Source organism: Rhodococcus sp. NPDC058532 (genome assembly GCF_042719255.1).
Taxonomy (GTDB): domain Bacteria; phylum Actinomycetota; class Actinomycetes; order Mycobacteriales; family Mycobacteriaceae; genus Rhodococcus_G.
In genome coordinates this window covers 133,765-158,790 of sequence record NZ_JBHXNU010000008.1, presented here as the reverse complement: position 1 = coordinate 158,790, position 25,026 = coordinate 133,765, and the positions used below count along the sequence as shown (strand labels likewise).

The 25,026-nt window shown below is 70.6% G+C and carries 23 protein-coding genes; 18 read left to right on the top strand and 5 right to left on the bottom strand.

From position 1 onward, the window contains the following. Nucleotides 1-139 precede the first annotated feature (139 nt). The 10 genes from ftsZ to ACFWQG_RS12245 all read left to right on the top strand — a co-directional run bounded on the left by ftsZ (nt 140) and on the right by ACFWQG_RS12245 (nt 10,663). On the top strand, nt 140-1,372 hold the full coding sequence (gene ftsZ / locus ACFWQG_RS12290; RefSeq protein ID WP_378507891.1) for a cell division protein FtsZ: 1,233 nt from the start codon (nt 140-142) through the stop codon (nt 1,370-1,372). Next, nucleotides 1,369-2,112, top strand: a complete 744-nt coding sequence (gene pgeF, locus ACFWQG_RS12285) for a peptidoglycan editing factor PgeF (protein ID WP_378507890.1) — start codon at nt 1,369-1,371, stop codon at nt 2,110-2,112. Before ftsZ ends, pgeF begins: the two co-directional genes overlap by 4 nt. Further along, nucleotides 2,105-2,845 carry a YggS family pyridoxal phosphate-dependent enzyme gene (locus ACFWQG_RS12280; protein WP_378507889.1) on the top strand — a complete coding sequence of 247 codons (741 nt, stop codon included), beginning with the start codon at nt 2,105-2,107 and terminating at the stop codon, nt 2,843-2,845. The genes pgeF and ACFWQG_RS12280 overlap by 8 nt, the downstream gene beginning before the upstream one ends. A 50-nt stretch (nt 2,846-2,895) precedes the next feature. Further along, nucleotides 2,896-3,510, top strand: a complete 615-nt coding sequence (locus ACFWQG_RS12275) for a cell division protein SepF (protein ID WP_378507888.1) — start codon at nt 2,896-2,898, stop codon at nt 3,508-3,510. A gap of 135 nt (nt 3,511-3,645) precedes the next feature. After that, nucleotides 3,646-3,933: a YggT family protein gene (locus ACFWQG_RS12270; protein WP_378507887.1), complete on the top strand. Its 288-nt coding sequence runs from the start codon at nt 3,646-3,648 to the stop codon at nt 3,931-3,933. 146 nt (nt 3,934-4,079) lie between these two features. Beyond that, nucleotides 4,080-4,916, top strand: a complete 837-nt coding sequence (locus tag ACFWQG_RS12265; RefSeq protein ID WP_378507886.1) for a DivIVA domain-containing protein — start codon at nt 4,080-4,082, stop codon at nt 4,914-4,916. A gap of 51 nt (nt 4,917-4,967) precedes the next feature. Further along, nucleotides 4,968-5,204 carry a hypothetical protein gene (locus ACFWQG_RS12260; protein ID WP_378507885.1) on the top strand — a complete coding sequence of 79 codons (237 nt, stop codon included), beginning with the start codon at nt 4,968-4,970 and terminating at the stop codon, nt 5,202-5,204. Between the two features lie 176 nt (nt 5,205-5,380). Further along, entirely contained in the window at nt 5,381-8,677 is a 3,297-nt protein-coding gene (ileS, locus tag ACFWQG_RS12255) for an isoleucine--tRNA ligase (RefSeq protein ID WP_378507884.1), read from the top strand. A 1-nt stretch (nt 8,678) separates the two neighbouring features. After that, a complete protein-coding gene (locus ACFWQG_RS12250) occupies nt 8,679-10,031 on the top strand; it encodes a DNA polymerase IV (RefSeq protein ID WP_378507883.1) in 1,353 nt (450 codons plus the stop codon). A 134-nt stretch (nt 10,032-10,165) separates the two neighbouring features. Continuing rightward, the gene (locus ACFWQG_RS12245; RefSeq protein ID WP_378507882.1) at nt 10,166-10,663 is read left to right on the top strand and encodes a hypothetical protein; all 498 of its coding nucleotides are present in this window, start codon (nt 10,166-10,168) and stop codon (nt 10,661-10,663) included. A gap of 106 nt (nt 10,664-10,769) precedes the next feature. Here ACFWQG_RS12245 and ACFWQG_RS12240 read toward each other — a convergent pair whose 3' ends face one another. Together ACFWQG_RS12240 and ACFWQG_RS12235 are read right to left on the bottom strand one after the other, a co-directional pair. Continuing rightward, complete coding sequence (locus ACFWQG_RS12240; protein WP_378507958.1) at nt 10,770-11,492, bottom strand: sensor domain-containing protein; 723 nt, start codon at nt 11,490-11,492, stop codon at nt 10,770-10,772. Between the two features lie 8 nt (nt 11,493-11,500). Beyond that, nucleotides 11,501-12,424, bottom strand: coding sequence for a hypothetical protein (locus ACFWQG_RS12235; RefSeq protein WP_378507881.1), 924 nt, complete (start codon nt 12,422-12,424; stop codon nt 11,501-11,503). 172 nt (nt 12,425-12,596) lie between these two features. On the opposite strand from ACFWQG_RS12235, the gene lspA reads away from it, so the two are divergent. From lspA to dnaE, 4 genes are all read left to right on the top strand, one after another. Further along, the gene (lspA, locus tag ACFWQG_RS12230) at nt 12,597-13,160 is read left to right on the top strand and encodes a signal peptidase II (RefSeq protein ID WP_378507957.1); all 564 of its coding nucleotides are present in this window, start codon (nt 12,597-12,599) and stop codon (nt 13,158-13,160) included. Continuing rightward, nucleotides 13,160-14,086, top strand: a complete 927-nt coding sequence (locus tag ACFWQG_RS12225; RefSeq protein ID WP_378507880.1) for an RluA family pseudouridine synthase — start codon at nt 13,160-13,162, stop codon at nt 14,084-14,086. The genes lspA and ACFWQG_RS12225 overlap by 1 nt, the downstream gene beginning before the upstream one ends. Beyond that, the gene (locus tag ACFWQG_RS12220) at nt 14,079-14,735 is read left to right on the top strand and encodes a hypothetical protein (protein WP_378507879.1); all 657 of its coding nucleotides are present in this window, start codon (nt 14,079-14,081) and stop codon (nt 14,733-14,735) included. The genes ACFWQG_RS12225 and ACFWQG_RS12220 overlap by 8 nt, the downstream gene beginning before the upstream one ends. Before the next feature lie 145 nt (nt 14,736-14,880). Then, nucleotides 14,881-18,426, top strand: coding sequence for a DNA polymerase III subunit alpha (dnaE, locus tag ACFWQG_RS12215; protein WP_378507878.1), 3,546 nt, complete (start codon nt 14,881-14,883; stop codon nt 18,424-18,426). A gap of 9 nt (nt 18,427-18,435) precedes the next feature. On the opposite strand, the gene ACFWQG_RS12210 is transcribed toward dnaE, so the two are convergent. The 3 genes from ACFWQG_RS12210 to ACFWQG_RS12200 form a co-directional block, all read right to left on the bottom strand. Further along, nucleotides 18,436-18,972: a hypothetical protein gene (locus ACFWQG_RS12210; protein ID WP_378507877.1), complete on the bottom strand. Its 537-nt coding sequence runs from the start codon at nt 18,970-18,972 to the stop codon at nt 18,436-18,438. A gap of 93 nt (nt 18,973-19,065) precedes the next feature. Beyond that, entirely contained in the window at nt 19,066-19,434 is a 369-nt protein-coding gene (locus tag ACFWQG_RS12205; protein WP_378507876.1) for a CD225/dispanin family protein, read from the bottom strand. Nucleotides 19,435-19,519: 85 nt separating this feature from the next. Next, nucleotides 19,520-19,747, bottom strand: coding sequence for a hypothetical protein (locus ACFWQG_RS12200; protein ID WP_378507875.1), 228 nt, complete (start codon nt 19,745-19,747; stop codon nt 19,520-19,522). Between the two features lie 109 nt (nt 19,748-19,856). On the opposite strand from ACFWQG_RS12200, the gene ACFWQG_RS12195 reads away from it, so the two are divergent. The 4 genes from ACFWQG_RS12195 to ACFWQG_RS12180 are packed head-to-tail and all read left to right on the top strand — an operon-like array spanning nt 19,857 to nt 25,000. After that, nucleotides 19,857-20,291 (top strand): nitroreductase family deazaflavin-dependent oxidoreductase, encoded by a 435-nt coding sequence (locus ACFWQG_RS12195; RefSeq protein ID WP_378507874.1) that lies wholly within the window; start codon nt 19,857-19,859, stop codon nt 20,289-20,291. A 43-nt stretch (nt 20,292-20,334) separates the two neighbouring features. Then, nucleotides 20,335-22,101 (top strand): pyruvate dehydrogenase, encoded by a 1,767-nt coding sequence (locus ACFWQG_RS12190; RefSeq protein ID WP_378507873.1) that lies wholly within the window; start codon nt 20,335-20,337, stop codon nt 22,099-22,101. Nucleotides 22,102-22,150: 49 nt separating this feature from the next. Then, nucleotides 22,151-23,491, top strand: coding sequence for a threonine ammonia-lyase IlvA (ilvA, locus tag ACFWQG_RS12185; RefSeq protein ID WP_378507872.1), 1,341 nt, complete (start codon nt 22,151-22,153; stop codon nt 23,489-23,491). Between the two features lie 51 nt (nt 23,492-23,542). After that, complete coding sequence (locus tag ACFWQG_RS12180; RefSeq protein ID WP_378507871.1) at nt 23,543-25,000, top strand: NAD-dependent succinate-semialdehyde dehydrogenase; 1,458 nt, start codon at nt 23,543-23,545, stop codon at nt 24,998-25,000. Nucleotides 25,001-25,026: the final 26 nt, after the last annotated feature.

Genomic DNA, 25,026 nt, shown 5'->3' with positions numbered 1-25,026 from the left:
ATGGTTGAGGTTTAGGGTTTCCCGGGGTCTCGGATGCATATGAGATCCGGGAACACCAGTAACCTCAGCGCCACAAGTAACGTCAGCATCGCCAGCAACACCTTCAGCGCGAACACACATACACGGAAGGCGAGAGCCCATGACGCCCCCGCACAACTACCTCGCCGTTATCAAGGTCGTCGGCATCGGCGGCGGCGGTGTGAATGCGGTCAACCGCATGATCGAGCAGGGACTCAAGGGAGTCGAGTTCATCGCGGTCAACACCGACGCCCAGGCCCTGCTGATGTCCGACGCCGACGTCAAGCTCGACGTCGGACGCGAACTGACCCGCGGTCTCGGCGCGGGCGCGGACCCGGAGGTCGGCCGCAAGGCCGCCGAGGACCACAAGGACGAGATCGAGGAGGTCCTCAAGGGGGCCGACATGGTGTTCGTCACCGCCGGTGAGGGCGGCGGCACCGGCACCGGCGGAGCCCCCGTCGTCGCCTCGATCGCCCGCAAGCTCGGCGCCCTGACCGTCGGCGTCGTCACCCGGCCGTTCTCGTTCGAGGGCAAGCGCCGCGGCAGCCAGGCCGACAACGGGATCCAGGCGTTGCGCGAGTCCTGCGACACCCTGATCGTCATCCCCAACGACCGGCTGTTGCAGCTCGGCGACGCCGCGGTGTCGCTGATGGACGCTTTCCGCTCCGCCGACGAGGTGCTCCTCAACGGCGTTCAGGGCATCACCGACCTGATCACCACCCCCGGCCTGATCAACGTCGACTTCGCCGACGTCAAGGGCGTCATGTCCGGCGCGGGCAGCGCGCTGATGGGCATCGGCTCCGCCCGCGGCGACGGCCGTGCGATCCAGGCCGCGGAGACCGCGATCAACTCGCCGCTGCTCGAGGCGTCGATGGAGGGTGCCCGCGGCGTGCTGCTGTCGATCGCGGGCGGCTCGGATCTCGGCCTGTTCGAGATCAACGAGGCGGCCTCGCTGGTCCAGGAGGCCGCGCACATCGACGCGAACATCATCTTCGGCACCGTCATCGACGATTCACTCGGCGACGAGGTCCGGGTCACGGTCATCGCGGCGGGCTTCGACGGAGGTGCCCCGGTGCGCCGTCCCGACGCGCCGCCGCAGCAGGCGCAGCAGCCCGCGGGGCGCGGCACCATCGGCGTCGCCAGGGCTGGCGAGATCGGCCGGTCCCCGGCGGCGGCCGAGGAGCCCGCGCAGCCGGCGCAGGCACCCCAGCACAGTGCGGAGGTGCGGGAGCCGCGGCGCGAACCGGCGACCGGTGCACTGCCGCCGATCCCGGTCGGCGCCACCGCCCGCGCGGTCCCGGTGGACGAGGACGGCGACGACGACGTCGACGTGCCCGACTTCATGCGCCGGTGACGGCCGCACCCGTGACGTCCTCGGTTCGGGTCCGCCGCGTCGTCACCTCGCGGACCGGCGGGGTGTCGGCGGCGCCGTACGACTCGTTCAACCTCGGCGACCACGTCGGGGACGATCCCGCTGCCGTCGACGCCAATCGGCGTCGGCTGGCCGCCGGGATCGGGCTGCCGTACGAGCGGCTGGTCTGGATGGAGCAGATCCACAGCCGGAACGTCGCCGTCGTGTCCGGACCGGTCGATGCGCCGGTCGAGGCGACCGACGCGCTGGTCACCACCGAACGCAACCTGGCGCTGGTGGTCCTCACCGCCGACTGTGTGCCGTTGCTGCTGTCCGACGACGAGGCGGGCGTGATCGCGGCGGTGCACGCGGGCCGGGTGGGTGCCCGGATCGGGATCGTGCCCCGGGTGCTCGACGAGATGGTCGCCAACGGCGCCGAACTGTCCCGGATCGGGGCGTTCTTCGGGCCGTCCGCGAGCGGACGCCAGTACGAGGTGCCCGCCGCGATGCGGGCCGATGTGGAGGCGCACCTTCCCGGCAGCGCAACCACCACCGACCGCGGCACCCCCGGCCTGGACCTGCGGGCCGGGCTGCGCAGGCAGCTGCTCGAGGCCGGGGTCGGCGGCGTCGCGGAGGACCCGCGCTGCACCATCGAGGACCGGACGCTGTTCAGCTACCGCCGCTCCGGGGTGACCGGGCGGATCGGCGGCGTGATCTGGATGGAGTCGATCGACGGTGGGTGACGGTCACCCGGCCCCGCCGGGCCGCGGCGATGCCATCGCGGCCGCCCTGACCTCCGTGCGGGACCGCCTCACCCGGGCCGCGCTCGCCGCGGGCCGGGCCCCGGATGCGGTGCAGTTGCTGCCGGTCACCAAATTTTTCCCCGCGTCGGACGCCCGGATCCTGTACGACCTCGGCTGCCGCGAATTCGGGGAGTCCCGGGAACAGGAGGCCACCGCGAAGGTGGCCGACCTGGCCGACCTCACCGATGCCCGATGGCACATGATCGGCAGCGTGCAGCGGAACAAGGCGCGGGCCGTCGCCCGCTGGGCGCACGCGGTGCACTCCGTGGACAGCCCCCGGCTGGTGGACGCGCTCGCCGCGGCGTCGACCGCGGCGCTGGAGGCGGGGGACCGGTCGGCGCCGCTGCTGGTGCTGCTGCAGGTGAGCATCGACGGCGACATCCACCGCGGCGGCGTTCCGCTGGAGGAGCTGCCCGCGCTGGCCGAACGGGCCGCAGCCGCACCGGGTCTCGTGTTGGCCGGATTGATGGCGGTCCCGCCGCTGGGCGCCGACCCGGACCGGTCTTTCGCTACACTCGCGGCCGCCCACCACGACGTGTTGCGTGACCATCCGGACGCGCGCATGTTGTCGGCCGGGATGACCGCAGACCTCGAGAGTGCGGTCCGACACGGATCGACGTGCGTGCGTGTCGGAACCGCCCTGTTGGGTTCGAGGCCGATAGCCTCGAAATGAACTGATCGGCGTCCCGACCGATTATCCGCCGCGCCAAGGAAGGTCGATCGATGAGCACTCTGCACAAGTTCAAGGCTTACTTCGGCATGGTTCCGCTCGAGGACTACGAGGACGACTACCTCGACGAGCCCCGTCGAGCCCCGCGAAGCCGCTACGAGGACGGCGTCGACGGCGGGTACGACGATGCGGGCTACGGCGGACGGGACGACCTCGACGACCGGCAGCCCGCTCCCCGTCGGATGGAGCCGCTGCCGCCGCGCACGTCGCGGCCCGCCCCCTCCCAGGGCGTCGGAACCCGGCCCGCGGCGACCCACGGTTCGCTCGCGGTCAACACCCAGCCGCGGATCGAGAGCAGGCGCGCCCCGATGTTCGACGAGGGCGGTCCGCTGTCGAAGATCACCACGCTGCGCCCACGGGACTACGGCGAGGCCCGCATCATCGGGGAACGGTTCCGTGACGGCACGCCGGTGATCATGGACCTGGTCGAGATGAGCAACGCCGACGCCAAGCGGCTCGTCGACTTCGCCGCCGGCCTCGCGTTCGCGCTGCGCGGCTCGTTCGACAAGGTGGCAACGAAGGTGTTCCTGCTCTCACCGGCGGACATCGACGTGTCCGCGGAGGAACGTCGCCGGATCGCCGAGAACGGTTTCTACAATCAGAAATAGCCAGGTGCCGCCGGGTCCCGGCGGCGCGAGGACCACGGGTGCGACCGGTGTTCACCGGTCGCACCCGGTTGTCGGTGGCCCGGCCGCGAGTGGCCCGATTGTGACCGGGCCCGGCACGTCAGGCAGAGTGGTGGAGTGCCCTTGTTCGCGGTGATCTACTTCGTGCTGTTCGTGTTCTGGCTGCTTCTCATCGGCCGAATCATCGTCGAGTTCATCCGAACGTTCGCGCGGGACTGGCGGCCGACAGGCTTTGTCGTCGTCGTTCTCGAGGCGATTTTCACGGTCACGGATCCGCCGATCAAGTTGCTCCGGCGACTCATCCCGTCGATTTCGCTCGGCGGGATTCGGTTGGACCTGTCAATCATGGTCTTGCTGTTCATCGTGTTCATCCTGATGCAAGTCACTCAGGGACTTGCCGCATGACGTGCACGAATCGGGGACTGGCGCTGACCGCGGGTCGGGTGTGAAACAATGACCCGCAGTTACAACGTGAATACGTGGTCCTGCAGTGGATGCGCCATAACTGAATGCTTGCTTGACCGCCAACAGATGCGCGAAGGGATCCTTCCATGCCGCTGACACCAGCTGATGTTCACAACGTCGCGTTCAGCAAGCCTCCAATCGGGAAGCGTGGCTACAACGAGGACGAGGTCGATGCCTTCCTCGACCTGGTCGAGCAGGAGCTCGCCCGCCTGATCGAGGAGAACGCGGACCTCCGCCAGCGTGTCGGTGAACTCGATCAGGAGCTCGCGGATGCCAAGAAGGCGCCGCGCCCCGTTGCCGCGGCCGCGCCCGCGCCGACCCCTCCGCCTGCCCCCGCCCCGGCACCCGCGCCGGTCGTCGAGCCGCCGAAGCCGGTGGCACCGGCCCCCGCGCCGGCTCCGGCCCGGGCCGGAGCCGCCGAGGAGGCCAACCTCCAGGCCGCGAAGATCCTCGGCCTCGCCCAGGAGATGGCGGACCGCCTCACCGGCGACGCCAAGAACGAATCCGAGCAGCTCGTGTCAAGCGCCCGCTCGAACTCCGAGCAGCTCGTCAGCGACGCCCGCAGCCGGTCGGAGACGATGGTCGCCGAGGCCAAGCAGAAGTCCGAGGCGCTGCTGTCCGACGCGCAGACCCGCTCGGAGACGCAGCTGCGTCAGGCCAAGGAGAAGGCCGACGCCCTGCAGGCGGACGCCGAGAAGAAGCACACCGAGATCATGGCGACCATCAACCAGCAGCGCAGCGTGCTGGAGGAGCGGATCGAGCGCCTCAAGACGTTCGAGCGCGAGTACCGGGTGCGGCTGAAGTCGTACCTGGAGTCGCAGCTCGAGGAGCTCGAGCAGCGCGGGTCCGCGGTCCCGGTCGACGGCGGCCAGGATGCCTTCGGGTCCGAGGGCTCGAAGTCGTTCGCCAAAGGGAACAGCTGACCCGGCGCCGAGAGGGCCGTGGTCGTGACGGCTCGTGGCAGGGGGCTCTAGATGCTGGTGCTGACCCTGGCGATGGCCGCGGTGGGGTTCGCCCTACTGGTCATCGCGCTGATGACCGGTTCGGTGGTCTGGGCCTGGGGCTGCATCGTGGTCTGCGTCGTCGGTGCGGTGTTGCTGCTCGTGAGTTCGCTCCGGGGCAACACCGCACCGGGCGGTGCGCCCGGCGGCCGCGACCGGGGCGCCGGGACGGACGGCGCAACGAGGAACGAATTTGACGGGTCCGACTAGAATCGGCCCATGACATCCGCCCGGACCTCATCGGGCGGTGGCAGACGGCGTTGATCCGGCCATCACCGGGGAGTCTTCGGAAGAACGGCGCAGCGCCACCCCGAACCGGGTGGCGCGGGTGCCAAGTAGAACCGAACGGGTTCGGCCCGTCACAGCCGAGCTTATGAGTGGTCCGGATGTGGCGGCAGGTCGCCCGTCCGGGCAAGCGGGGTGGTACCGCGGCCACGGCGCACCGGCGCCCGAGTCGTCCCCGTGCCAGAGTGACAGGCACAGGGAGCACCACAGTGAGCGAGACCTATCCACGCGTCGACCTGACCGCAGGGACGGCCGGTGCCGGCGTGAACTTCCCGGAACTCGAGCAGCGGGTCCTCGCCGCGTGGGACGCCGACGACACCTTCCGGGCCTCGATCGAGAACCGGGACGGCGCCGACGAATTCGTGTTCTACGACGGCCCGCCGTTCGCCAACGGTTTGCCGCACTACGGGCACCTGCTCACCGGGTACGTCAAGGACCTGATCCCGCGCTACCAGACGATGCGCGGCAGGAAGGTCGAACGCCGCTTCGGCTGGGACTGCCACGGCCTGCCCGCCGAGCTGGAGGCCGAGAAGCAGCTCGGCATCAAGGACAAGTCGCAGATCGACGCGATGGGCCTCGCCGAGTTCAACGCGTACTGCAAGCAGTCCGTGCTCCGGTACACCGACGAGTGGCGCGACTACGTGACCCGGCAGGCGCGCTGGGTCGACTTCGACAACGACTACAAGACCCTTGACCTCGACTTCATGGAGTCGGTCATGTGGGCGTTCAAGGAGCTGTACGACAAGGGCCTGATCTACCAGGGCTTCCGGGTGCTGCCGTACAGCTGGTACGAGCAGACGCCGCTGTCGAACCAGGAGACCCGGCTCGACGACGCATACAAGATGCGTCAGGATCCGGCCGTCACGGTCGACATGGTGATCAACGCCGAAGGGTCCCCGCTGGACGGCGCCAACGCGCTGATCTGGACCACCACGCCCTGGACGCTGCCGTCCAACCTGGCGATCGCGGTGCACCCGGACGTCGACTACGTGCATGTCAGGGCGAGCGCAGCGACGGGGGATGTGCTGGCGGGCCAGGACGACCCCACCTACCTGCTCGCGGCGGCCCGCGTCGGTCACTACGCCCGCGAGCTCGGCGAGTCCCCCGAGGTGCTCGGCGAGTACACGGGCGCCGACCTGGTCGGCCTGACCTACACGCCGCCGTTCGACTTCTTCCACGGCCCCGGCAAGGGGCACGAGAACGCGCACCGGGTGCTGTCCGCCGACTACGTCACCACCGACTCCGGCACCGGAATCGTCCACCTCGCACCGGCGTTCGGTGAGGAGGACATGGACGTCGCGACCGCGAACGGCATCGAGATCGTGCAGCCGCTCGATGCGGGCGGCAAGTTCACCGCGATGGTGCCGCCGTACCAGGGCCTGCAGGTGTTCGACGCGAACCCGGTCATCATCAAGGACCTCAAGGCGGCCGGAAAGCTGTTGCGGCACGAGACGATCGAGCACTCGTACCCGCATTCCTGGCGGTCCGGTCAGCCGCTGATCTACATGGCAGTGCCGTCGTGGTTCGTCGCGGTCACCACGTTCCGGGACCGGATGGTCGAGCTGAACCAGGACATCACCTGGGTGCCCGAGCACATCAAGGACGGGCAGTTCGGCAAGTGGCTCGAAGGGGCCCGGGACTGGAACATCAGCCGGAACCGCTACTGGGGCAGCCCGATCCCGGTGTGGATCTCCGACGACCCGGCCTATCCGCGGGTCGACGTGTACGGTTCACTCGACCAGCTTGAGGCCGATTTCGGGGTGCGCCCGACCGACCTGCACCGGCCGATGATCGACGAGCTGACCCGCCCGAACCCGGACGACCCGACCGGGAAGTCCACGATGCGCCGGGTTCCCGAGGTGCTGGACTGCTGGTTCGAGTCCGGGTCGATGCCGTACGCGCAGGTGCACTTCCCGTTCGAGAACCAGGACTGGTTCCAGTCGCACAATCCGGGCGATTTCATCGTCGAGTACAACGGTCAGACCCGCGGCTGGTTCTACACCCTGCACGTGCTCTCGACCGCGCTGTTCGATCGGCCCGCCTTCAAAACCGTTGCCGCGCACGGCATCGTGCTCGGCGACGACGGCCTCAAGATGAGCAAGTCGAAGGGCAACTACCCGGACGTGAAGGAGGTGTTCGACCGGGACGGCTCCGACGCGATGCGCTGGTTCCTGATGTCGTCGCCGATCCTGCGCGGCGGCAACCTGGTCGTCACCGAGCAGGGCATCCGCGAGGGTGTCCGGCAGGCGCTGCTGCCGCTGTGGAACTCGTGGAGCTTCCTGCAGCTGTACGCCTCGAAGCCCGGCACCTGGCGGACCGATTCGACGAACGTGCTCGACCGCTACATCCTCGCGAAGCTTGCCGCGACGCGGACCGCGATGACCGAGGCCCTCGAGGTCAACGACATCGCCGGTGCATGCGACGAGCTGCGGCTGTTCTGCGACGCCCTGACCAACTGGTACGTGCGACGCTCACGCAACCGGTTCTGGGACGAGGACCGGGACGCGATCGACACCCTGCACACGGTGCTGGAGGTGACCTGCCGGCTGGCGGCACCGCTGCTGCCGCTGGCCACCGAGGTGATCTGGCGGGGCCTGACCGGCGGCCGCTCGGTACACCTGACCGACTGGCCTGCCGCGACGGAACTGGTGCCGGACGTCGAGCTGGTGGAGTCGATGGACGAGGTGCGCAACGTCTGCTCGACCGTCCTCGGCCTGCGCAAGGCGCAGAACCTGCGGGTGCGGCTGCCGCTGCCGGAGGTCACCGTCGCCGCCGCGGACGCCGAGCGGCTGCGGCCCTACCTCGGCATCATCGCCGACGAGGTCAACGTCAAGAACGTCGACCTGACCGGCGACGTCGACGCGCACGGACGGTTCGAGCTCGTCGTCAACGCGCGGGCCGCCGGGCCGCGGCTCGGCAAGGACGTGCAGACCGTCATCAAGGCGGTCAAGGCGGGCGACTGGACCGAGGTCGACGGGGTGGTCACGGTGTGGCCGGGTCGCTCCGCGGGCTCCGCTGCGGACGACTCCGGCATCGCGCTGCTGCCGTCCGAGTACACCCAGCGTCTGGTCGCCGCCGAACCGGAGTCGACGGCGGCGCTGCCCGCCAACGCCGGTCTGGTGGTGCTGAACTCGGCAGTCACCGAGGAGTTGGAGGCCGAGGGCTGGGCGAAGGACCGGATCCGGGAACTGCAGGACGCGCGCCGCGCCGCTGGCCTCGAGGTGTCGGACCGGATCGTCGTGACCCTGCAGGTCCCGGCCGAGCGGGCGGCGTGGGCGCAGCGGCACCGCGACCTGATCGCCGGCGAGATCCTGGCCACGACACTGGAGCTGGGCACCGTCGGCGCCGGTGCCGTCGACCTCGGTGAGGGTGTCCGGGCGGTCATCGCGAAGGCCTGAGATGAGCCGGCCGCTCACGCAGTGTCGCTGGGTGCTGCACCTGGACATGGACGCGTTCTTCGCGTCCGTGGAGCAGCTGACCCGCCCAACGCTGCGTGGGCGGCCGGTCCTCGTCGGCGGCCTCGGCGGCCGCGGCGTCGTCGCGGGCGCCAGCTACGAGGCCCGCGCGTACGGCGCCCGGTCGGCGATGCCGATGCATCAGGCGCGACGCCTCGTCGGGGTCGGTGCGGTGGTGCTGCCCCCGCGTGGGGCGCTGTACTCGGCGGTCAGCGCGACCGTGTTCGATACCCTCCGCACCCGGATGCCGGTCCTGGAGATGCTGTCGCTGGACGAGGCGTTCGGTGAGCCACCGGAACTGGTCGGGGCCGATCCGCGCGAGGTGCTGGAGTTTGCGGAGGGGTTGCGGGCGCTGATTCGGGAGAGCACCGGGCTGGTCGCATCGATCGGCGCCGGGTCGGGCAAGCAGATCGCGAAGATCGCGTCCGGCCTCGCGAAACCGGACGGGGTGCGGGTGGTGACGGCCGACGAGCAGCCGGACCTGTTCGAGGCGCTGCCGGTGCGTCGGCTGTGGGGGATCGGGCCGGTCGCGGAGGCGAAGCTGCGCAGGCTCGGCATCGAGACCATCGGCCAGTTCGCCGCGACCAGCGCCACTGAGGTCGTGACCCTGCTCGGCGCGACGGTCGGCCCGAGCCTGCACCGCCTCGCCCGCGGCATCGACGACCGTCCGGTCACCGAGCGGGCCGACGCGAAGCAGATCAGCGCCGAAACCACGTTCGCCGCCGACCTGGTCACCCTCGACCAGGTGCGGGCCGCGGTGGAGCGGACCGGCGGGCACGCCCACACGCGGCTGCTGCGGGACGGTCGCGCCGCGCGGACGGTGGTGCTCAAGCTGCGGAAGGCGGACATGACGATCGTGACGCGGTCGGCGACGCTGCCGTATGCGACGACCGATCGGCAGACGCTGATCGCGGCCGCGCACCGGCAGCTGATCGACCCCCGCGAGCTCGGCGCCATCCGACTGGTCGGGGTCTCGCTCGGCGGGCTGACGGCGTCCGCGCAGGGCTCCCTGTTCCCCGACCTTGATCACGGGGACACGATCGGCGCGGATGTGAATCCGGACACAGTGGAAATTCCCGACCCGGCGCGGAGCAGCCCGGCTGGGCCCGGGTCGCGGTGGCGTCCCGGGCAGGACGTGCGGCACGACGTGCACGGTCACGGCTGGGTGCAGGGGTGCGGGCACGGCGTGGTGACGGTGCGGTTCGAGACCCGGTCGACGGGCCCCGGACCGGCGCGCACCTTCGCGGACGACGACGGGCAGCTCGGCAACGCCGACCCCGCGGACAGCCTTCGTTAAGGAACCCCTTATTTTTTCCGTGTTGACTAAGGTGACACGTGCTCGCGCGACGGGGTCGGCAACGACGGCCGTCCGGCGCGCGCCGGGACGCACACACGACGCAAGTTCCAACAACGACGTAAGGACATGCATTGATGCTCCGTAAGACTCTCGTGGCCGGTGTCGCGGTCGCGGCCGCCCTCACGCTCGGCGCCTGCAGCTCCGACGGTGGCGACGACACGGCCGCCGCCACCACCACCAAGACCACCTCCGCTGTCGCCGAGCCGACCGGCATCGACAGCCCGCCCGCGCCGACCGCCGCCGAGCTGAACGCGATGCTGGCCAAGGGCCTCGACCCGGCGACCCCGGTCGAGGAGAAGGTCACCCTGGTTCAGGACGGTCAGGCCGATCCCGGCCTGTTCGATCAGGTCGCCGCCGCCGCGAAGCAGAACAACGCCACCGTCACCGTCGTCGACCCGATCCTCGACAACGGCGACGGCACCCTGACCGCCACCGTGAACCTCGACATCGGCGGCCAGGTCAACCCCGGCACCGCCACCTTCGTCGTCGAGAACGGCAAGTGGGTGCTGTCGAAGGAGTACGCCTGCAACATGATCAAGCTGGCGAACCTGACCTCCCCGGCCTGCGTCTAGAAGCGCGAAGCGCACGAACGGCCGGCACCCCGGAACGACGGGGTGCCGGCCGTTCGTGCGCTCCGCGCCCGTGCGCGATTTTCACCCCGATGGGGGTGCGCATCACTCACGGTTGCGGGGTGCGGAGCCTTTCGACGGCCGTGCGTGCGAGGTCCGTCAGCACGGACGGCTCGATCGGCTGTTGTCCGGTCGCGGTGACCTGCACGAGGGTGCCTCCGACGACCGCGAGGACGGTGTCGGAGATCATCGTGAACCCGTCGCTGCTGGTCTCCAAGCGCACCGCGACGGACGCGTCCCCGACGGTCGGCTGGTCGAGACCGCCGAGCCGGTACTGCACGGCGACCCCGTCGGCGTCGGTGCCCGCATACTCGGCGCAGGCGGCGAACGTGGCCTGAACGGTGCCGAAGGCCTGCGCGGCCCCGGTACCGGAATAGCTGGCCGCGTCGGTGTCCACGCTGGTGAAGGCGGGGCCCGCGAACCTGGCCGCCGCGTGGGCGGCCGCGCCGGGCACCTGATCAGCGATCGGGGCGAGCACCGCCGCGCACTCCCGCGGGTCCGTCGAGGACCGGTCCGGCTGCGGATCCTCCGATGCGGGTGGCAGACCGAGATCGGTGACGGGGTCGGGCAGCGCCGCGAACCCGGCGGGCAGGTCCGCGACCGTCAGCAGTGCGGCCGGCAACCGGGCCGGGTCCAGGGTCGGCGCGTCCGCGGGTGCGGCGGGCGCCGCGACGGTCGTCACCGCGGGCAGGGCCGCATCCCGGTCATCGCCACCGCAGCCGGTGAGCACCGCAGCCGACCCGATCAGGGCGGCGACCGCGCCGGCGGGCATCCGCCGGGTCACGGCCGCGACCACCGGACGCTGTTGGTGGTGGCCTGCCGCAGCCGGGTGGTGCTGTTCGGGTCCGTGTACGTCTGCTCGCCGCTGAGGGTCACCGACCCGTCCACCGGGAGCGGGGCGGCGAGATCGATCACCAGGGTTCCGGTGCCCGCCATCGTGAAGGTGTCGATGCTGAGGGTGCCGGTGTCGCCGGGCAGATCCCAGACCGGGGACTCCGGCGTCTGGGTGACGGAGAGGTCCACGGTGAGACGGTCGCCGTCGCGGGCTCGCAGCGTCGCGGTGGTGACCTGGTTCAGGACCATCCCGCTCATCACCTGCTGTCGCATCGTCCACACCGCGCCGACCCCGATCTCGGCGTCCGGGAAGGTCACCCCGCGGTACACGGCCTGATAGAACGCCTGCTCGATCGCCGACCGCGCGATGTCGCGGGAGTCGGCGTCCGGGGTGATCCGCAGCGCGGTGACGGCACCGGACGGCTGAACGGTCAGACCCGCTTCGGAGCCGGCGGATGACGCCAGCGCGTCCTGCAGCACGACGTCCGGCGAGCTCAGCTCGCCGAGCGTGAGGTCGACGGTGAGCGCCGGATCGGCCGGACCGGTGACCACCGCGGTCAGCGGCATCGTCACCGCCGGGGTGGACAGGTCCTGCTGCGGCTGGTCGGCGATCTGCTGATAGATGTCGGAACGGGTCGTCATCACCGCCCGCTGCTCGGCGCCCGGCGCCGGGCGGAGCTGGACCCGCTGCCGGGGTTCCGCGCCCGCGTCGACGACCGCGGTGCTGATCGCGGAGATCGGGACGGTGGTCTCCTTCGTGGTGACGGTCGCCGCGGGTGCGGCCCCGTCGTTGCTGCTGCAGGCGGCGGCGACGGCGACCGCGGCGAGGGCCGCGGTGACCCGCCCGGCCCGATTCGAGAACTCTGACACCCGTCCAGGTTAGCCACGCGCCGGCGGTACGAGCCCGCAGCGGACGGTGCCTGCAGGCCCCGGCCGTGCGGTGAGGGATGATGGCGGGGTGAGTGAAGCGGAGAAAGGGGTGAACCCCACACCCGACGGCGCGGCGGTCTCGGACCGGGACGCGTCGGGTCATCCATTGCGGATGCGTCTGTTGATCGTCATCGCGGCCGTCGTCCTTGCCATGGACCTCGCGACCAAGATCGCCGCCGTGCACTTCATCGAACCGGGCAATCCGATTCGGATCATCGGCGACGTGGTCACCCTGAAACTGATCCGCAACCCGGGCGCGGCGTTCTCGATGGCGACCGGCATGACGTGGCTGCTGACCCTGGTCGCGGTCGCCGTCGTGATCGGCGTGATCAAGATCGGGCGCACCCTGCGGTCACCGTGGTGGGCGCTCGGTCTCGGCCTCGTCCTCGGCGGCGCGCTGGGCAACCTGATCGACCGGTTGTTCCGGTCGCCGGGCCCGCTGCAGGGGCACGTCGTCGATTTCGTGTCCGTCGGCTGGTGGCCGGTGTTCAACGTCGCCGACTCGGGGGTGGTGTGCGGGGCGATCCTGCTGGTGCTGCTGACCCTGTTCGGGATCAACCCGGACGGCACCCGCGGTGACGGCGCCACCGACACCGACCCCGCCACCGACCCCGCCACCGACACCGACCCCGCCACCGACACGACGGTGGACCGGCCCAGCGAGAAGGAGTCCTGATGCGCGAGACGCGGTCGATGCCCGTGCCGGACGGACTGGAGGGGATGCGGGTGGACGCGGGTCTGGCGCGACTGCTCGGCCTGTCCCGGACCACGGTGGCGACACTGACCGACGAGGGGTCGGTCCTGATCGATGGGAGCGCGGCGGGCAAGTCGGATCGGCTGCCGTCCGGTGCCTGGCTGGAGGTGATGCTGCCGGAGCCGGAGCGTCCGCTGACGGTGGAGGCGCAGCCGGTCGAGGGGATGGACATCCTGTACGCCGACGACGACGTCGTCGCCGTCGACAAGCCGGTCGGGGTCGCCGCGCACGCCAGCGTCGGCTGGACCGGCCCGACCGTCGTCGGTGGCCTGGCCGCCGCCGGATTCCGCATCTCGACGTCCGGCGCGCACGAGCGGCAGGGCATCGTCCACCGGCTCGACGTCGGCACCTCCGGCGTGATGGTCGTCGCGACGAGCGAGCGCGCGTACACCGTGCTCAAGCGGGCATTCAAGCAGCGCACCATCGACAAGCGCTACCACGCGCTGGTGCAGGGGCACCCGGATCCGTCCAGCGGCACCATCGACGCACCGATCGGCAGGCATCGGGGCAGCGACTGGCGGTTCGCGGTCACCGCCGACGGCAAGCCGTCGATCACCCACTACGACACGGTCGAGGCGTTCCAGGCGGCGAGCCTGCTCGACATCCACCTGGAGACCGGTCGCACCCACCAGATCCGGGTGCATTTCTCGGCGCTGCGGCACCCGTGCTGCGGCGACCTCACCTACGGCGCCGACCCGCGGCTGGCGGAGCGGCTTGGGCTGGAGCGGCAGTGGCTGCACGCCAGGTCGCTCGGGTTCGCGCACCCGGCGGACGGCCGGTGGGTGGAGATCACCAGCGACTATCCGAAGGACCTGCAGCACGCACTGGACGTCCTGCGGAGTGCCTGATCGGATCGGCGCCGCGATCACCGCGGTGTGCGCGGCGGGCCTCGCCGCGACGGTCGTTGCGCTCGGGGTGGCGAATCCGCCGACCCCGCGGACCGTCGGGACCGACGTTCTCGGCCCCGACCCCGGCGAGCAGGTCGCCGGCTACCTGACGCGGGCCGCGGACTCCGTCGCCGCGGCTGGACCCGACGTCCGCTGGGCGCTGGTCTCGTTCGACACCGAGGTCACCGCGAGCGGGGCGCAGGCGCTGCTCGGGGACGTCGGCGCATCCCAACTGTGGTTTCGGGTGCCGATCGACCGGGTGCAGACGCCGATCGTCGCGGTGGGGGTTGCCGGGGCGGCGTCCGTCGCCCGTGCCCCCGGGTACGCGGCCGCGCGGGTGGCGGGTGCGGCGTCGACCGACGACCGGGCCGGCCGGATCGCCGCGGTGTCGGCGTCCCGGTTGGCCGGGGACTGCGCGTGCGTGGTCGCCGCGACGGTCCGGGCGCCGCAGGACGATCTCTTGGCGCTCGCCGCGGGCGAGGGCGTCTGGGCGGTGGAGGCGCTGCCCGCGGACGCCGTGTTCGGGCGGTTCGCGGTCCGCCCGCTGCTCCCCGGGCAGTCCGGGACGGTGGCGCCCGGCCCCGACGACGGCGCGGTGCCCGAGCGGTGACCAGGGCGGGCGGCCCGCCGAGCGCCAGCTGAATGGGGGTTCATGCGTCATTCGTCGGCGCCGGGTGACACATGAACCCCCATTCAACGCGGTGCCGGGCCGCGCGGCGGGCGGACCCGTCGGACCGACCCCCTACACTCGGTGCGTGGCTGACTCCTTCGTCCATCTTCACAATCACACCGAGTACTCGATGCTCGACGGCGCGGCGAAGGTCGGACCGCTGTTCAAGGAGGCCGAGCGGCTCGGGATGACGGCGGTCGGGATGACCGACCACGGCAACATGTACGGCGCAAGCGAGTTCTACAACGTCGCGAAGAAGCAGGGCATCAAGCCGATCATCGGCATCGAGGCGTACATCGCTCCGGAGTCCCGGTTCAACACCAAGCGCGTCAAGTGGGGCGATCCCAGCCAGAAGTCCGACGACGTGTCCGGCTCCGGCGCCTACACCCACATGACGATGGTCGCGGAGAACGCGACCGGTCTGCGGAACCTGTTCAAGCTGTCCTCGCGGGCCTCGATCGAGGGGCAGCTCGGCAAGTGGGCCCGGATGGACGAGGAGATCATCGCCGAGCACCACGAGGGGATCATCGCGACCACCGGCTGCCCGTCGGGGGAGATCCAGACCCGGCTGCGCCTCGGCCACGACCGGGAGGCCCTCGAGGCGGCCGCGAAGTGGCAGGAGATCTGGGGGAAGGACAACTTCTTCCTCGAGCTGATGGACCACGGCCTGTCCATCGAACGCCGGGTCCGGGAGGGTCTACTCGACATCGGCAAGCAGCTCGGGATCCCGCCGCTGGCGACCAACGACTGCCATTACGTCACCAAGGACGCCGCCGAGAACCACGAGGCGTTGCTGTGCATCCAGACCGGCAAGACGCTCTCGGACCCGACCCGGTTCAAGTTCGACGGCGACGGCTACTACCTCAAGTCCGCGGCGGAGATGCGGGCCATCTGGGACGACGAGGTGCCCGGCGCCTGCGACAGCAGCCTGCTGATCGCCGAGCGGGTGCAGTCCTACGACGACGTGTGGACGCACCGGGACCGGATGCCGATCTTCCCGGTTCCCGAGGGGCACACCCAGCAGTCGTTCCTGCACCACGAGGTGATGCGCGGGCTGCGTGAGCATCGGTTCCCGAACGGCCCGGTCCCGGACGAGTACGTCACCCGCGCCGAGTACGAGATCAGCGTGATCAACGAGATGGGTTTCCCCGCCTACTTCCTGGTGGTCGGCGACCTGATCAACCATGCCAAGGACGTCGGCATCCGGGTCGGCCCGGGCCGCGGCTCGGCCGCCGGGTCGCTGGTCGCGTACGCGATGGGCATCACCAACATCGACCCGATCCCGCACGGCCTGCTGTTCGAGCGGTTCCTGAACCCCGAGCGCGTCTCGATGCCCGATATCGACATCGACTTCGACGATCGCCGCCGCGGCGAGATGGTCCGCTACGCAACCGACAAGTGGGGCAGCGACAAGGTCGCGCAGGTCATCACGTTCGGCACCATCAAGACGAAGGCCGCGATCAAGGACTCGGCGCGGGTGCAGTTCGGGCAGCCCGGCTTCGCGATCGCCGACCAGATCACCAAGGCGCTGCCGCCGCCGATCATGGCGAAGGACATCTCGGTCTCGGGGATCACCGACCCGGAGCACGAGCGGTACAAGGAGGCCGTCGAGGTCCGGGCGCTGATCGAGTCCAACCCGGACGTCGCGAAGATCTACCAGACCGCGAAGGGTCTCGAGGGGCTGATCCGCAACGCGGGCGTGCACGCGTGCGCGGTGATCATGTCCTGTGAGCCGCTCACGGACGCGATCCCGGTGTGGAAGCGGGCGCAGGACGGCGCGATCATCACCGGCTGGGACTACCCGTCGTGCGAGGCCATCGGCCTGCTGAAGATGGACTTCCTCGGCCTGCGGAACCTGACGGTCCTCGGTGACGCGATCGAGAACCTGAAGGCGAACCGCGGCATCGACATCGACCTGGACGCGCTGCCGCTCGACGACCCGGCCACCTACGAGCTGCTCGCGCGCGGCGACACCCTCGGGGTGTTCCAGCTCGACGGCACCGCGATGCGCAGCCTGCTCAAGCTGATGAAGCCGACCGGCTTCGAGGACATCGTCGCCGTGCTCGCGCTGTACCGGCCGGGGCCGATGGGCGTGAACGCGCACACCGACTACGCGAAACGCAAGAACGGCCTGCAGGAGGTCAAGCCGATCCACCCGGAGCTCGAGGAGCCGCTGCGGGAGATCCTCAAGGAGACCTTCGGCCTGATCGTGTACCAGGAGCAGATCATGCAGATCGCGCAGAAGGTGGCCGGGTACTCACTCGGCCAGGCCGACCTGCTGCGCCGCGCGATGGGCAAGAAGAAGAAGGAGATCCTCGACGAGGCGTACGGCGGCTTCCAGCAGGGCATGCTCGACAACGGCTTCACCCAGCCCGCGATCACCGCGCTGTGGGACACCGTCCTGCCGTTCGCCGGCTACGCATTCAACAAGTCGCACGCCGCCGGGTACGGCCTCGTCTCGTTCTGGACCGCGTACTTCAAGGCCAACTACCCGGCCGAGTACATGGCCGCGCTGCTCACCTCCGTCGGCGACGACAAGGACAAGTCGGCGATCTACCTGGCGGACTGCCGCGCGATGGGCATCACGGTGCTGCCGCCGGACGTCAACGAATCGGTGGTGAACTTCGCGTCGGTCGGCGAGGACATCCGGTTCGGGATGGGCGCGGTCCGCAACGTCGGCGCCAACGTGGTGGAGTCGATCATCTCGGCCCGCACCGAGAAGGGAAAGTACACCGACTTCTCCGACTACCTGAACAAGATCGACGCGCAGGCGTGCAGCAAGAAGGTCACCGAGTCGCTGGTCAAGGCGGGCGCGTTCGATTCCCTCGACCATCCGCGCAAGGGCCTGTTCCTGGTGCACACCGACGCGATCGACGCGGTGATGGGCACCAAGAAGGCGGAGGCGGTCGGCCAGTTCGACCTGTTCGGCGGTGCCGACGCGGACGAGTCGATCGCGTCGGTGTTCAACGTGAAGGTGCCCGACGAGGAGTGGGACACCAAGCACAAGCTGGCCCTCGAGCGGGAGATGCTGGGCCTGTACGTGTCCGGGCATCCGCTCGACGGGGTCGAGCACGTGATCGCCGCGCAGACCGACACCCCGATCGCCGCGATCCTCGAGGGACAGGCAGGCGACGGCGCGCAGGTCACCGTCGGCGGCATCCTCGCGTCGGTGACCCGTCGGATCAACAAGAACGGATTGACCTGGGCGGCAACCGAACTCGAGGGTGTCGGCGGTGCATCGGTGGAGGTGATCTTCTTCCCGCAGGCCTACTCGGTGTACGGGATGGACATCGCCGAGGACTCGGTGGTGCTGGTCAAGGGCCGCGTCAACGTTCGCGACGAGCGGGTATCGATCATCGCGAACGACCTTGCCGTTCCGGATCTCTCGGCGATCGGGGTCGCGAAGCCGCTCGCGGTGAGCCTGCCGACCCGGCTGTGCACCCCGGACAAGGTGGGGGCGCTCAAGCAGGTGCTCACCCGGCACCCCGGCACCTCCGACGTGCACCTGCGGTTGGTCAGCGGAACGCAGATCACGATGCTCAAGCTCGACGACAGCCTGCGGGTCGAACCGTCCTCGGCGTTGATGGGTGACCTGAAGGCGCTGCTCGGCCCGAGTTGCCTGAGCAGCTGAGCCGGACCGTCAGGGCACGACGAGGCCGCCGAACCCGCGGCTGACCAGGATCTGGTATCCGCCTGCCGGCGGCTGCGCGCCGACATCCGCGGTGGCGACCACGGCGCCGCTGCCGGTGACCGCCGTCGCCGGGGCGTAGCGGCAGCGGTCGGCCAGCGGCACGGGTCGGCGGTAGTCGGGCGGCACCACGTGCAGCACGGTGCTGCCCGCCGCGCCGGTCGTCAGGTTCCGCCAGTTCACGGACACATCGAGGCAGCCGAGCGTTCCGGTCCACCACCGGGTCGGGGGCGTCGTCGCGAAGGTCACGGTGCCCGGTGCGGTCGGGGTGGCCGTCGGGGTCACGGTCGTCAACGGCGGCACCGAATAGCAGGGGAAGATGTTGCTCAGGCATCCGGAGAGGTACCCGACCGGCGTCGGGAACACGGTGGTGACCGGCGGTGGCGGCGGACCCGCTGCCGCGGCGGCCACCGGGCCGAGCGGGAGGGCGAGTGCGGTTGCGGACACCGCGGCCCGTCCGAGTGAGCGGCCGATCGATGCACGGCGCATGGCCTGACCTCCGGTGATGGCGCGGCCCCGACCCTGCCGATGTCTCACGCTACTCGCGCGATGCCGATCGCGCGGGGCTCGCGCCCGCCGGGGTCAGCGCATCCGCGGGTGATCCCAGTACATGCCGCCGCCGTCGGAGATCACCACGGCAGCGACGATCACGTACACGATCACGAACAGCAGCAGCAGTCCGCCGAACAGCCACAACGAGATCTGGCCGAGCCTGCGGGCCCGCTCGGACGCATCCTGCGCCGCCTTCGGATCCCCGCTCGCCCACCGCGGGTACACCTCGGCGGCGTGCGTGAACGCGGAGAAGGCCAGCGGCCAGAAGAACACCAACGCCGTGACCGCCCACCCCACGTTGCTCGGGGGTCGCGGCGGGTAGGCGGCAGCGCCGGGTGCGGTGGGCGGTGGTTCGGGTGACGACGGTGCGGTGCCGGGTGAATCGGTCGGAGTGGTCATGACGACTCCCGTCGATGGGGGACACCCACCACGGTACGACCGGAATCGGTCGGGTGGGGTGGCCCACCGGACGATCCGCGGGCGGTCAGCCCCCGACGGTGGCCCAGTGCCGTCGCCGCGCCCACCACACGACGACGGTGGCGCCGGCGGCGACGAGGACCGCGGGTTGCAGCGCCTGCACGACGATGAGGACGGTGAGGAAGACCAGGACGCCGACCACCAGGGCCTCAAGCTTGTACAGCGGCCATGCGGTACCGGCGATGTCGAGCGTGTCGCCGGGGTGCGACAGGCGAGTGTGGTCGACGGTGGTCATGGGTTCAGGCTACCGGCGTCGAAGAGTTCGGTCCACCCAACAATTGTCTTGGCGCCGGTGACCTTCCTCTCGTGCTGCGGCCGCAGCGGCGTCGGTGTTCACTGGTGCCATGCCACTGACCGGAGAGTACGAACCCAGCCCCAGCAAGTGGGCCGCGGACCAGGCGGACCTGTACGAGAGCTCGGGCGGAACAAAGGGCACCACCATGAACGGCATGTCGGTGGTGCTGCTCACCACCCGCGGCGCCCGGACCGGGAAGCTGCGCAAGACACCGCTGATGCGCGTGGAACACGGCGGCGAGTACGCGATCGTCGCCTCGCTCGGCGGTGCCCCGAAGAACCCGGTCTGGTACCACAACGTCGTCGCGGACCCGCACGTCGAGCTGCAGGACGGCCCGGTCAAACGGGACATGACCGCCCGCGAGGTCACCGGCGACGAGAAGCAGGTGTGGTGGGACCGGGCGGTCGCGGCGTTCCCGGACTACGCCGACTACCAGCGGAAGACCGATCGGCAGATCCCGGTGTTCGTCCTCACCGCGCAGTAGCGGGCCCGGCATCGTCCGACCCGACCCAGCATCGGAGGTCGTCATGGCGTCAGGAACCGTCGCCGACCAGCTCGTCGCCCAACTGGTCGACGCGGGTGTGCGCCGCATCTACGGCATCGTCGGCGACAGCCTGAACCCGATCGTCGATGCCGTCCGCCGCACCGGAGGGGCTGCGGCGGGCGGCATCGACTGGATCCACGTCCGGCACGAGGAGGCGGCGGCGTTCGCGGCGTCCGCGGACGCGCAGGTGACGGGGGAGCTCGCGGTGTGCGCGGGCTCCTGCGGGCCGGGCAACCTGCACCTGATCAACGGTCTTTACGACGCGAACCGGTCCGGTGCGCCGGTCCTCGCGATCGCCTCGCACATCCCGAGCACCCAGATCGGCACCGGCTACTTCCAGGAGACCCACCCGGACCGGCTGTTCGTCGAGTGTTCGGTGTACGCCGAACTCGTCAGCTCCCCGGCGCAGGCGCCGCGGGTGGTGCACACCGCGATGCGGCACGCGCTCGCCGGGCCGGGTGTCGCGGTGATCACGCTGCCCGGCGATGTCGCGGACCGGCCCGCCGAGGGAACGCCCCCCACGCTGGTTCGGACCCGGCCGCCCGCGCTGGTCCCGGATGCCGGGGACGTCGCCGCCCTCGCCGACGCGATCAACGCCGCGCAGCGGGTGGCGATCTTCGCCGGGGCCGGGGTGCGCGACGCCCGCGACGAGGTCCTCGCGCTCGCCGAGCGGATCGGTGCGCCGATCGGGCACACCCTGCGCGGCAAGGAGTGGATCCAGTACGACAACCCGTTCGACGTCGGGATGACCGGGCTGCTCGGCTACGGCGCGGCGCACGACGGCATGCACGACGCCGACCTGCTGCTGCTGATCGGCACCGACTTCCCGTACGACCAGTTCCTGCCCGACGACGTTCGCACCGCTCAGATCGACAGTGACGCGGCGAAACTCGGGCGCCGCACCGGTCTGGACATCGCGGTGCACGGCGACACGGCCAGCACGCTGCGTGCGGTGGCGCCGCTGATCGAGCGCGCACCGGACCGCGCGTTCCTCGATGCGCAGCTGACGCGGCACCGCACGCTGATGGACCGGGTGGTCGGCGCCTACACCGGGGACGTGAGGCAGCGCAGGCCGATTCACCCCGAGTACGCGGCGGCCCTGCTCGACGACCTCGCCGCGCCGGACGCGGTGATCACCGCGGACACCGGCATGTGCAACGTGTGGACCGCCCGCTACCTGAACCCGAACGGGCAGCGGCGGTTCCTGTCGTCGGCGCTGCACGGGTCGATGGCGAACGCGCTGCCGCACGCGCTCGGCGCCCAGGTGGCCTGCCCGGGGCGGCAGGTGATCTCGGTGTCCGGCGACGGTGGGTTGTCGATGCTGTTGGGGGAGTTGATCACCGTTGCGGCGACCCGTCTCCCGGTCAAGGTGGTGGTGTTCGACAACTCGACGCTCGGCATGGTGAAGCTGGAGATGCTCGTCGACGGACTGCCGGACTTCGGTGTCGACGTGCCCGGTGTCGACTACGCGGCGGTCGCGTCGGCGCTCGGGTTGTTCGCGCGCCGGGTCGAGGATCCCGCGGACGTCGAGGCCGGACTGCGGGCCGTGCTCGACCACGACGGCCCCGCCCTGCTCGACATCGTCACCGACCCGATGGCGCTGTCGCTGCCGCCGTCGATCAGCGCCGGTCAGGTGCGGGGTTTCGCGCTGGCGATGTCGAAGATGGTGATGAACGGCGGCGTCGGCGAGGCCGTGAAGATGGCGAAGTCGAATCTGCGCAACATTCCCCGGCCGTCGCAGTTCGGGTAGGGCGCGGCCCGGGTGACCCGGACGGCCCGTGAGGTGGCAACATGGACGGGTGTCGAACACCCGGGAATGTGCTGATGTGAAGGCCGCGCTGCTCGACGCGCGCGAGATCGATGCCGCCGCGACGCGAATTTCCGGAGTCGTCGAGGCGACCCCGCTGCAGTTCTGCCCCCGACTGTCCGCCGACACCGGCGCGCGGGTGTACCTCAAGCGGGAGGACCTTCAGGTGGTCCGCTCGTTCAAGATCCGCGGTGCCTACAACTTGATCGTGCAGCTCAGCGACGAGGAACGGGCCGCGGGCGTGGTGTGCGCGAGCGCGGGCAACCACGCGCAGGGTGTGGCGTTCGCGTGCCGCAGCATGGGCATCCGGGGCCGGATCTACGTCCCGTCGAACACGCCGCGGCAGAAGCGGGACCGGATCCTCGCGCACGGCGCCGGGTTCGTGGAACTGATCGCGACCGGCGAAACCTACGACGCGGCGGCGGAGGCGGCCGCGGACGACGCGCGCCGCACCGGGGCGACGATGGTCCCGCCGTTCGACGATCCGCGGACCGCGGCAGGTCAGGGCACGATCGCCGCGGAGATCCTGGACCAGCTTGGCGAGGAGCCGGGCACCGTGATCGTGCCGGTCGGCGGCGGCGGCCTGATCGCGGGCATCGCGACGTACCTGCACGAGCGGTCGCCCGCGACCGCGATCGTCGGGGTCGAGCCGAGCGGCGCCGCGTCGATGACCGCGGCGCTGGTCGCAGGCGCGCCGGTGACGCTGCCGGAGATCGACCCGTTCGTGGACGGGACCGCGGTCCGCCGGATCGGTGACCTGCCGTATGCGGTGCTGTCCGGGCTCGGGGTCGAGGTGGTCTCGCACAGTTCGCTGCCGCTGGTCACGCGCACCGCAGCGGGAGCGGGCAACGTCACGATGACGCACGCCGACGAGGGCGCGGTGTGCACGGCGCTGCTCGGGCTCTACCAGAACGAGGGGGTCATCGCGGAGCCGTCGGGTGCGCTGTCGGTGGCCGCGCTCGCGGACCTGCGCGTCGAGCCCGGCTCGACGGTGGTGTGCCTGATCTCGGGCGGCAACAACGACGTGTCCCGCTACGGGGAGATCCTCGAACGGTCCCTCGTCCACCTCGGCCTCAAGCACTACTTTCTGGTCAACTTCCCGCAGGAGCCGGGCGCGCTGCGACGGTTCCTCGGGGAGGTCCTCGGGCCGGAGGACGACATCACCCTGTTCGAGTACGTCAAGCGCAACAACCGGGAGACCGGGACCGCGCTGGTCGGCATCGAACTCGGGTCCGCCGACGGGATCAACGGCCTGCTCGAGCGGATGGCGGCCTCGCCGATGAAGGTCGAGCAGCTCGAACCGGGCTCGCCCGCCTACCGCTACCTGATCTGATCGGCGGTCGCGCGGCGAGCGGCCGCACCCCCGCCGTGACAGGGTGATCCCATGAGCCAATTCGACGAACTCCTCGCCGCCGTTCCCACGGGACTGTGGATCGACGGCTCGCCGGTGGCCGCGGTGCGGGGCGACACGTTCGCGGTACACGACCCGGCGACGGGGACGGTCCTCACCGAGGTCGCCGACGCGACGGCCGAGGACGCGCTGCGTGCCCTCGACACCGCCAGCCGTGCGCAGCGTGAGTGGGCCGCGACCGCCCCCCGGGAGCGCGCCGAGATCCTCCGCGCCGCATGGCAACTCGTCACCGACCGGGCCGAGGACTTCGCCCTGCTGATGACCCTCGAAATGGGCAAGACGCTGGCCGAGAGTCGCGGCGAGGTTGCCTACGGGGCGGAATTCCTGCGCTGGTTCAGTGAGGAGGCGCCGCGGATCCAGGGCCGCTACACCACCGCGCCGTCCGGCAACGGCCGGATCCTGGTGACCAAGGCGCCGGTCGGGCCGTGCCTGGCGATCACGCCGTGGAACTTCCCGCTGGCGATGGGCACCCGCAAGATCGGTCCCGCGCTCGCGGCCGGCTGCACGATGCTCGTCAAGCCGGCCTCGGAAACCCCGCTGACGATGCTGCTGCTGGCCCGGGTGTTCGCCGACGCCGGGCTGCCCGCCGGTGTGCTGTCGGTGCTGCCGACCTCCGACGCCGCCGCGGTCAGCGGTCCGCTGCTAGCGGATCCGCGGCTGCGGAAGGTGACGTTCACCGGCTCGACGGGGGTCGGGAAGACGCTGCTCGAGCAGTCCGCCGGGCAGGTGCTGCGGACGTCGATGGAGCTCGGCGGCAACGCGCCGTTCGTGGTGTTCGACGACGCGGACGTCGACGCCGCCGTCGAGGGGGCGATGGCCGCGAAGATGCGCAACGGCGGCGAGGCGTGCACGGCAGCGAACCGGCTGATCGTCGCCAACGCGGTGCGGGAGGAGTTCACCGCGAAGCTCACTGACCGGATCGCGGCGTTGACCGTCGGGCCGGGTTACCGGGACGGCAGCGACATCGGCCCGCTGATCAACGAGAAGCAGCGCACCAGCGTCACCGACCTGGTCGACGACGCGGTCGCGGCGGGCGCCCGGATCCGGACGGGCGGCGGACCGGTGGACGGGCCAGGCTGGTTCTACCGTCCGACCGTCCTCGACAACGTGCCCGCCGACGCCCGGATCGTGGCCGAGGAGATCTTCGGGCCGGTGGCGGCGATCACCGGGTTCGACACCGAGGACGAGGCCGTCGCTGCGGCGAACGGCACCGAGTTCGGGTTGGCCGCCTACATTTACACGCGGTCGCTGGACCGCTCCCTGCGGGTCGCGGACGCCCTCGAGGCGGGCATGGTCGGCGTCAACCGGGGTGTGATCTCCGACCCGGCAGCCCCGTTCGGCGGCGTCAAGCAGTCCGGGCTCGGCAGCGAGGGCGGCACCGAGGGGATCGAGGAGTATCTCGAGACGAAATACGTTGCGCTGGAACTCTGATGAGTCGGGGTGTGGACGAGGCGCCG

Excerpts from the sequence above, each read along its gene's own strand:
- ACFWQG_RS12250 (WP_378507883.1), top strand. The coding sequence starts at position 8,679 with ATGAGCCGGCCGCTCACGCAGTGTCGCTGGGTGCTGCACCTGGACATG.
- lspA (WP_378507957.1), top strand. The coding sequence starts at position 12,597 with ATGCGTCTGTTGATCGTCATCGCGGCCGTCGTCCTTGCCATGGACCTC.
- ACFWQG_RS12210 (WP_378507877.1), bottom strand. The coding sequence starts at position 18,972 with ATGCGCCGTGCATCGATCGGCCGCTCACTCGGACGGGCCGCGGTGTCC.
- ACFWQG_RS12195 (WP_378507874.1), top strand. The coding sequence starts at position 19,857 with ATGCCACTGACCGGAGAGTACGAACCCAGCCCCAGCAAGTGGGCCGCG.
- ACFWQG_RS12225 (WP_378507880.1), top strand. The coding sequence starts at position 13,160 with ATGCGCGAGACGCGGTCGATGCCCGTGCCGGACGGACTGGAGGGGATG.
- ACFWQG_RS12180 (WP_378507871.1), top strand. The coding sequence starts at position 23,543 with ATGAGCCAATTCGACGAACTCCTCGCCGCCGTTCCCACGGGACTGTGG.
- ACFWQG_RS12240 (WP_378507958.1), bottom strand. The coding sequence starts at position 11,492 with ATGCCCGCCGGCGCGGTCGCCGCCCTGATCGGGTCGGCTGCGGTGCTC.
- ACFWQG_RS12275 (WP_378507888.1), top strand. The coding sequence starts at position 2,896 with ATGAGCACTCTGCACAAGTTCAAGGCTTACTTCGGCATGGTTCCGCTC.
- ACFWQG_RS12205 (WP_378507876.1), bottom strand. The coding sequence starts at position 19,434 with ATGACCACTCCGACCGATTCACCCGGCACCGCACCGTCGTCACCCGAA.
- ftsZ (WP_378507891.1), top strand. The coding sequence starts at position 140 with ATGACGCCCCCGCACAACTACCTCGCCGTTATCAAGGTCGTCGGCATC.
- ACFWQG_RS12265 (WP_378507886.1), top strand. The coding sequence starts at position 4,080 with ATGCCGCTGACACCAGCTGATGTTCACAACGTCGCGTTCAGCAAGCCT.
- ACFWQG_RS12260 (WP_378507885.1), top strand. The coding sequence starts at position 4,968 with ATGCTGGTGCTGACCCTGGCGATGGCCGCGGTGGGGTTCGCCCTACTG.
- ACFWQG_RS12200 (WP_378507875.1), bottom strand. The coding sequence starts at position 19,747 with ATGACCACCGTCGACCACACTCGCCTGTCGCACCCCGGCGACACGCTC.
- ileS (WP_378507884.1), top strand. The coding sequence starts at position 5,381 with ATGTGGCGGCAGGTCGCCCGTCCGGGCAAGCGGGGTGGTACCGCGGCC.
- ACFWQG_RS12245 (WP_378507882.1), top strand. The coding sequence starts at position 10,166 with ATGCTCCGTAAGACTCTCGTGGCCGGTGTCGCGGTCGCGGCCGCCCTC.
- ACFWQG_RS12190 (WP_378507873.1), top strand. The coding sequence starts at position 20,335 with ATGGCGTCAGGAACCGTCGCCGACCAGCTCGTCGCCCAACTGGTCGAC.